At 33.1% G+C, this 6,445-nt stretch carries 8 protein-coding genes; 3 read left to right on the forward strand and 5 right to left on the reverse strand.

Going from position 1 to position 6,445, the window contains the following annotated elements; all coding sequences use genetic code 11:
- From ACKI3Q_RS08630 to rplJ, 3 genes are all read right to left on the reverse strand, one after another.
- Window positions 1–357, reverse strand: a 357-nt coding sequence (locus ACKI3Q_RS08630; protein WP_407416190.1) for a hypothetical protein, incomplete at its 3' end; no start/stop codon positions are given.
- Window positions 358–370: 13 nt separating this feature from the next.
- Window positions 371–1,138: an ABC transporter permease gene (locus ACKI3Q_RS08635; protein WP_407416191.1), complete on the reverse strand. Its 768-nt coding sequence runs from the start codon at window positions 1,136–1,138 to the stop codon at window positions 371–373.
- Window positions 1,139–1,214: 76 nt separating this feature from the next.
- Complete coding sequence (rplJ, locus tag ACKI3Q_RS08640) at window positions 1,215–1,697, reverse strand: 50S ribosomal protein L16 (RefSeq protein ID WP_407416192.1); 483 nt, start codon at window positions 1,695–1,697, stop codon at window positions 1,215–1,217.
- Between the two features lie 214 nt (window positions 1,698–1,911).
- On the opposite strand from rplJ, the gene ACKI3Q_RS08645 reads away from it, so the two are divergent.
- On the forward strand, window positions 1,912–2,139 hold the full coding sequence (locus ACKI3Q_RS08645; protein WP_407416193.1) for a KEOPS complex subunit Pcc1: 228 nt from the start codon (window positions 1,912–1,914) through the stop codon (window positions 2,137–2,139).
- Between the two features lie 78 nt (window positions 2,140–2,217).
- On the forward strand, window positions 2,218–3,264 hold the full coding sequence (locus ACKI3Q_RS08650) for a hypothetical protein (protein ID WP_407416194.1): 1,047 nt from the start codon (window positions 2,218–2,220) through the stop codon (window positions 3,262–3,264).
- Here the strand turns inward: ACKI3Q_RS08650 and ACKI3Q_RS08655 are convergent.
- Entirely contained in the window at window positions 3,253–4,320 is a 1,068-nt protein-coding gene (locus ACKI3Q_RS08655) for a nucleotidyltransferase family protein (RefSeq protein ID WP_407416195.1), read from the reverse strand. The two genes, ACKI3Q_RS08650 and ACKI3Q_RS08655, sit on opposite strands and share 12 nt — an antisense overlap.
- A 40-nt stretch (window positions 4,321–4,360) precedes the next feature.
- Here ACKI3Q_RS08655 and ACKI3Q_RS08660 point away from each other — a divergent pair, with 40 nt between their 5' ends.
- Window positions 4,361–5,602 (forward strand): dihydroorotase, encoded by a 1,242-nt coding sequence (locus ACKI3Q_RS08660; protein WP_407416196.1) that lies wholly within the window; start codon window positions 4,361–4,363, stop codon window positions 5,600–5,602.
- A 233-nt stretch (window positions 5,603–5,835) separates the two neighbouring features.
- Here ACKI3Q_RS08660 and ACKI3Q_RS08665 read toward each other — a convergent pair.
- Window positions 5,836–6,445: 4Fe-4S binding protein (locus ACKI3Q_RS08665; RefSeq protein WP_407416197.1), on the reverse strand; the 610-nt coding region annotated here is incomplete at its 5' end.

Raw genomic sequence — 6,445 nt, forward strand, 5'->3', positions numbered from 1 at the left:
ATCAACTAAATCATCCAATGCATCATCAACAGACACAACCTCATCTTCAACAGGAACAGAATCCCCAACAGAAGCATCATCAATCAAATCATCCAATGCATCATCAGACTTATCAGTATCTGAATTTCCATTAACTTCACTCTTTGACAAATGATTAATAATTAAATCTAGTTCTTGAAGAATTTCCTTTTTTTCTTTGGGATTTAAATCAATTTTTCCTTCATTTATGGCATCATAAACATCAAATACTTCTTTTTTAAAATTTTCATTATCTATATTATCCAAATTCAAATTAAAATGGAGATTATTTATATTTGCATCATTTGAAATATTATCCGTATTTTTTTTCTTAACCATATTAAACCTCCAATTAAAGTCTTAAAACTAATTTTTTCTCATGAATTCTGAATAATAAAAACCCTACTCCAAAAAACATTATCGAAGATACAGCAAGATACATTAATGATGAAATATCCGGGAACGTATTATACATCATCGTATCGCGAAGACAAGTTATCGCAATATACAAAGGATTTAATGTAAAAATAATTTGAATATCTGCTGGAACAATTTCCATTGGATAAAATAAAGCTGAAGCATACATTAATAATAAAGTAAATATTGAATAAAAATGACCAACATCTGAAAAATATGTGTTTAAAACAGCTAAAATTAAACCAACACCAAAAATCATTATAATAATGAAGATTACAGGAATTATTGAAGCAACTATCATTAAATGGAATTCCTGGCCGGTAACAAACATAACTCCAAATAAAATAACGAAAGATATTAAAAAATTAATAAATTCATAGCAAATTGACGAAACAGCAAACACATATCTTGGAACGAAAATCTTTGTTAAAATACCTCTATTATTTCTAATAGAATTCATAGCTCCAGAAGTAGCAGCAACAAAAAAATCATATACAAGTCTACCAGTTAAAAAATATACTGGAAAATTATGGATTCGTTGACTAAATAATACTGAAAAAATCACTGTAAAAATAATCATTACACATAAAGGATTCAGAAAGCTCCAAATTATACCTAAAACAGATTCTTTATATTTATTTGTAAAATCTCTTTTAACTAACTGTTTTAATAAAAATTTTTTTTCTTCCACAGTATCGAACATAATATATACTCTGTTAAAAGATAGTTAAAAATATTACTAAAAAAAAGTTGAAAAAAATAGAATTAAAAAATTAAATCTATTTAATTAATTCTTCACCTTTGTCGACAACAATTTTACAAGGAACCGGCAATTTCATACCTGCTCTTTTTAATGCAATTTTTGCGTCTTCAAAGTTTTTCTCTTGGATATCAATAGTGATGATTTTTTGATCTTTTTTAACAATAGCTTCAACACTGATTGGTTTTCCAAAAGCGTTTCTCATACCAGATTGTACCCTATCCGCACCTGCACCGGTTGCCATTGGGTTTTCCCTTACAATTTGGTGAGGATATACTCTTAATTTTAAGTGATATCCTAATCTTCCAGCTGCTCTTTGCATTAATCTATTTGAAGCAATACGAGCTGCTTCTAATGAGTTGTGTCTAATTTGAGCTGGTTTTTTAACAGCTAAACTGACTGAAACTGGAAATTCATCTTTTAAATTACCCATATCGTATTGTACGATCCTTGAATTAGGGGTTTTTCTAATATAATCTCTTCTTGTATAAGCACGAACCATAATAAATTCCTCCAAAATAAAAATTATATAATAAATAGAATACTTAAATATATTGAATTAGTCCTTTATAAATGTTGTCATATTATCAAGAAATAACATGAAAAATCAATTTATGAAAAAATTTTAAGATCAACATCAATTAATAATTTTATCACATCCACAATTAAAAATAGAAAATAAATTTTATTAACCTATAATGCAAAAGATTATATTGATGAAAGTAAAAAGCAGAATAGAACTCAAATTCAAAACATCTGAAGATGCTGAAATTATCTATAAAACTCTGGAAGTAGATAATGAAAACTTCCTAGATTCAAAAATAAGCAATAATATCATCACATACGAAATAAACAACGATTCATTAAGTACAACACTGGCTACAATCGATGATTTGATAGCATGTGAAATTCTGTCTGAAAAAATCACCACCATTAAAAAATAATTTTTTGAATAAAGAAAACTATTATATAATTAGAATGAACAAATATTAGTATGTATAATTCATTGAGAGAGTGAAATTATGGAATGTTATTATCATCCAAGTAGAGAAAGTACTGATGTATGTGCTATTTGTGGTAAATCCATCTGTAAAGAATGTGGATTAGAAATAGCAGGCAAAATTTATTGTAAAGATTGTTTAGAAAAAATTGTAGGCCTTAGTATTAATAATAATCAACAACAAACACAAACTCCACAAAAAGAAGAGCCTATTAGACTTGAAAAACAAGAAACACCAGAACAACAAATTGAAATGGCTAATTTGACCAAAAAACCTGAAGAGGTTCAGTTTTCCAATCAAAAAGTGGCTGACGATTCACCTTATAACATTAAGGACAATATCCAATATGAATCAGGCCTTGAATCAAGTTATCAACCTAAAACTTCAGTTGATGAAGCATTAGAAGAGGTTCAAGTTCCACAAAAACCAGTTCAAGATGTAAGACAAGAATATGTTCAAGAAGAGGTTATTGCAGAAGAAATTGTACCCCAACCTGCGGATCAGGCCAGAAACGAATACGACTATTCTCAAAGACGTCCTCAAGCCCCACCAGCAGACGACTACATTTATCCGGATCATTCCTATGACCCTGGCGAAACCTCTGCAAGGCAATCCGTTGAAAGTAAATACGAAAGATATTTGGATGACTTATACTTTGATGAAGAAGAAATTCCATTAAACGAACAGCTAGCTCGTGATGAAGAAAAATACGGCTCATTAACTAGAGATGAATATCAGCCTAGAAATGCCCCTAAGCGAAATGCTGAGGATGATGAATTAGAAAGAAGAATTCGTGAAGAACTAGCTAGAAGAGACGATGAAAAAAGAAGAGGAATAGGAATAGGAAGAGGAAAAAAAGAATCAATCCATAATTTCCAGTATGAAGAAGAAAATGAAGGATATAGTGCTGTAGACATCCTTCTTACAATCATTTTAATTATCGTTATTATAATTGTACTGTTCTACATACTATATATATTTAAATTAAGTGCATATTACCCAACATTCGTTGATGCTATCTTAGGTTTAGGAAAACCAGGTACATTTGTGGGTGTTTTATTCGGCTGAGATATTCTCAGTCATTACTTTCTCTTTGAATACCTCTAAAACCTCATCATTCTTATATTTTAGTACCCTAATTTGTGACGGATATTTTTCGATGAATTCTGACATGTCTTTTTTTGGAATCGGATTTTCTAAAATGCTCAATATTCTTTGTTTGAAATGGGTGGAAAAGCCCTGAGGAATTGCATTAAAAACATCATCTAAGCTGTTGAAAGGTCTTTTGGAAATAATTTCTGAAGCCAGCTTATCATTTAAAAGATTCAAATCATCCAATTCCAAATCATTTGCATTATCAACAATCTCATCCCCCAAACGCTGGCCAAAGATAATTGAGTCCTTATCACGGGTTAATACATCTATTGTTTTTTGAGGCATCATATCCTTAACTGAAGAAAACTCACCGCTCATTACTGCTTCACGTATTCGTGTTCCGCTTACACCTTCAATACGTTTGACAAAGATAAATTTATCCGTATAGTCAAAGCCTATTTTAGATAATGAATTGGCAAAAGATGTGATTACATAATTGTCTTCTTTCAATTTGTCCTTAAGCAGGATTTCACCAGCAGTCTTGTCAACAATCTTATATGGCTTCGGTGCAATGTGATGACCCTGGTTGATGCGGTCCAATATCTCATCGAATCCTTCAACGGGATTGTATCCCCTCGGAATGTAGTCTGCATTAAGGGCCTGAAACATTTTACACAGACATAATGAGTACTGGCCTGATCCCATCAAACCCATCGGCGGACCTTCAACAACAACATCGGCTCCAAGAGAAACTGCAATTTCTGCTCTTTTTTCACGAGGCAATATGTATGGAATACCTCGCCCGCTTCTTTCAAAGAGTCCCGGCACAATAGCTACGAACAAGGAGTCAGGAACTTCAGACTTTGCAACCTTCATGCAATGATAATGGCCATTGTGCAAAGGATTGTACTCAGTAAAATCAGCTACCAACCTGACATCAGATGAAGGATTATTTCTTTTGATATCAGTTTCCAAATACTCATAAAATAGATTCATGTCCCTTTCTAAAATCTCACTTAAAAGACTCATGATTAAAAATATAAAAGTTAAAATATTTAAATAATTACTTATGTTAGATTTAGTTATTAAAAACTCTAAATTAGTTGGAAAAAATGGTGAATACAATATTGGTGTAAGTGACGGTAAAATTATAGAAATTACTCAAAAAAACTTAAAAGCAGATGAAAGCATTGACATCGAATCAAATTACTTGCTTCCAGGTTTTATTGACCCCCATGTTCACTTTAGAGACCCCGGATTAACACAAAAAGAAGATTTTAAAAGTGGAAGTGAAGCGGCAGCCCACGGAGGATTCACAACAGTTATTGACATGCCGAATACACTTCCAAAAACAAATACATACAATGCACTTAAAGAAAAGATGAAGATTGCCAAATCCAAGTCAGTTGTCAACTTCTACCTCCAGGCAGGACACAACACCCTGGATGAAATGAAAAAAATGATGGAACTTAATCCAATATCATTTAAGGTCTTTATGGATCTGGAAACTGACGACAGTCTGGAAGAGATTTTTCATGATCTGGGAGAATTGAAAAACAGTACTCCATATAACGGCCTTGTTGCTACACATTGTGAAAAAAGAAGCATTGTTCAGGGGGAAACAGAAAGGCTCAAAGACTCGACTGAACCAATTGACTATTCTTATGCGAGACCATCTACATCAGAAGATGAATCTGTTGCACAAACCATTGAACTTGCAAGGAAAAACAATTTACGCTTACACATTTGCCACTTGTCAACAAAAAATGCCCTAAATATGGCACGTAAAAACAATATAAGCTATGAGTTTACTCCCCACCATTTGCTGCTGGACAACAGTGCATACAATAAATTCGGAACCATGGTTAAAACCAACCCTCCGCTAAGACCCGAAAGTCAAAGGGTCAGCATAGCAGACATTGATGAAAACACAATAATAGGAACGGACCATGCGCCGCACACACTGGATGAAAAACAAAAAGGAGTCTTTACATCCTCACCAGGAATTCCAAATCTGGAAACAGTAGTTAGTTTGCTTTTAACCGAGGTCAATAAGGGCAACCTTGATTTTGATTTGATTCCAAAAATATTTTCTGAAAATGCTGCAAAAGTATTTGACCTGAAAAACAAGGGCGAAATTCAAGGTGGGAAAGATGCTGACTTTACGGTAATCGACTTGAATCGTGAAGGCAGATTTGACATAAGGCAATTTAAAACTAAAGGAGAATATTCGCCATTTGACGGGTGTGAGTATAAAGGCGCGCCTGTAATGACAATAGTTAGTGGAAAAGTAGTTTTTGATGACATATAACACCCATCAAACAAATATTTCCCCATTAATGGCAAGAATTTTAATCTTGCCAACCTCATCAACCATTAAACCCCAAATTTAACTGCCATAATATAAAAAACCCAATAATTAATTTTTAAAATAGCAGCACAAAAATAATTGATTTTATAAAAACAGAATATTTAGAAAAAGTGAAATAATTGCTTAAAACTAGATTAATAAAAAAAAAGAAAAAAGAATAGGTGTTAATACACCTATTTGTAACAAAGTGCGTCTTCAGGACATGCTTCAATACATTGACCACATAAGGTACAGAATCCTGCAATTGGTAATTTAGGATTGTCTGTTTCGTGGAGCATATCGTAAGGACAAGCACTGATACAGTCACCGCATGCATCACATTTGGATGGGTTGAATTCAATTCTGTCTCTGAGGACAGCTTCGCCATCAATGGTTACTTCAATAGATCCAATGTTTAATGCGTTGTTTGAACAAACTGAAGCACAAGCTCCACATCTAATACAACTTGCAAAAGATGGGTCTCCGCCAGTTTCTTCTAATGAAGGGCAACACATACCTGTTTTTGTTACAACACGAATCGCTTCAGTTGGACATTTGTTAGCACATGCACCAATGAATTCACATTTTTCTGCGTCACGGCCAATTCCTTCAGCGTCTACAGGTGCACCTTCACCCCATTCTACATCAATTTCTAATGCGTCTACAGGACAGAGGTTTACACATAAACTACATGCAGCACATGCTTCTGGAATTTGAACAGTTAAATCAGCACAGTTTGGTTTGATGAAATCACCAGGACATGCTTCAATACAAGTGTTACAACCAATACATTTGGAAGCAGCG

This window comes from Methanobrevibacter sp. (assembly GCF_045636185.1).
In the GTDB taxonomy this organism is placed as follows: Archaea; Methanobacteriota; Methanobacteria; order Methanobacteriales; family Methanobacteriaceae; genus Methanocatella.

What these genes read in the sequence shown, in the direction of transcription:
- ACKI3Q_RS08660 (WP_407416196.1), top strand. Translation starts at nt 4,361, where the DNA reads ATGTTAGATTTAGTTATTAAAAACTCTAAATTAGTTGGAAAAAATGGT.
- ACKI3Q_RS08655 (WP_407416195.1), bottom strand. Translation starts at nt 4,320, where the DNA reads ATGAGTCTTTTAAGTGAGATTTTAGAAAGGGACATGAATCTATTTTAT.
- rplJ (WP_407416192.1), bottom strand. Translation starts at nt 1,697, where the DNA reads ATGGTTCGTGCTTATACAAGAAGAGATTATATTAGAAAAACCCCTAAT.
- ACKI3Q_RS08650 (WP_407416194.1), top strand. Translation starts at nt 2,218, where the DNA reads ATGGAATGTTATTATCATCCAAGTAGAGAAAGTACTGATGTATGTGCT.
- ACKI3Q_RS08635 (WP_407416191.1), bottom strand. Translation starts at nt 1,138, where the DNA reads ATGTTCGATACTGTGGAAGAAAAAAAATTTTTATTAAAACAGTTAGTT.
- ACKI3Q_RS08645 (WP_407416193.1), top strand. Translation starts at nt 1,912, where the DNA reads ATGAAAGTAAAAAGCAGAATAGAACTCAAATTCAAAACATCTGAAGAT.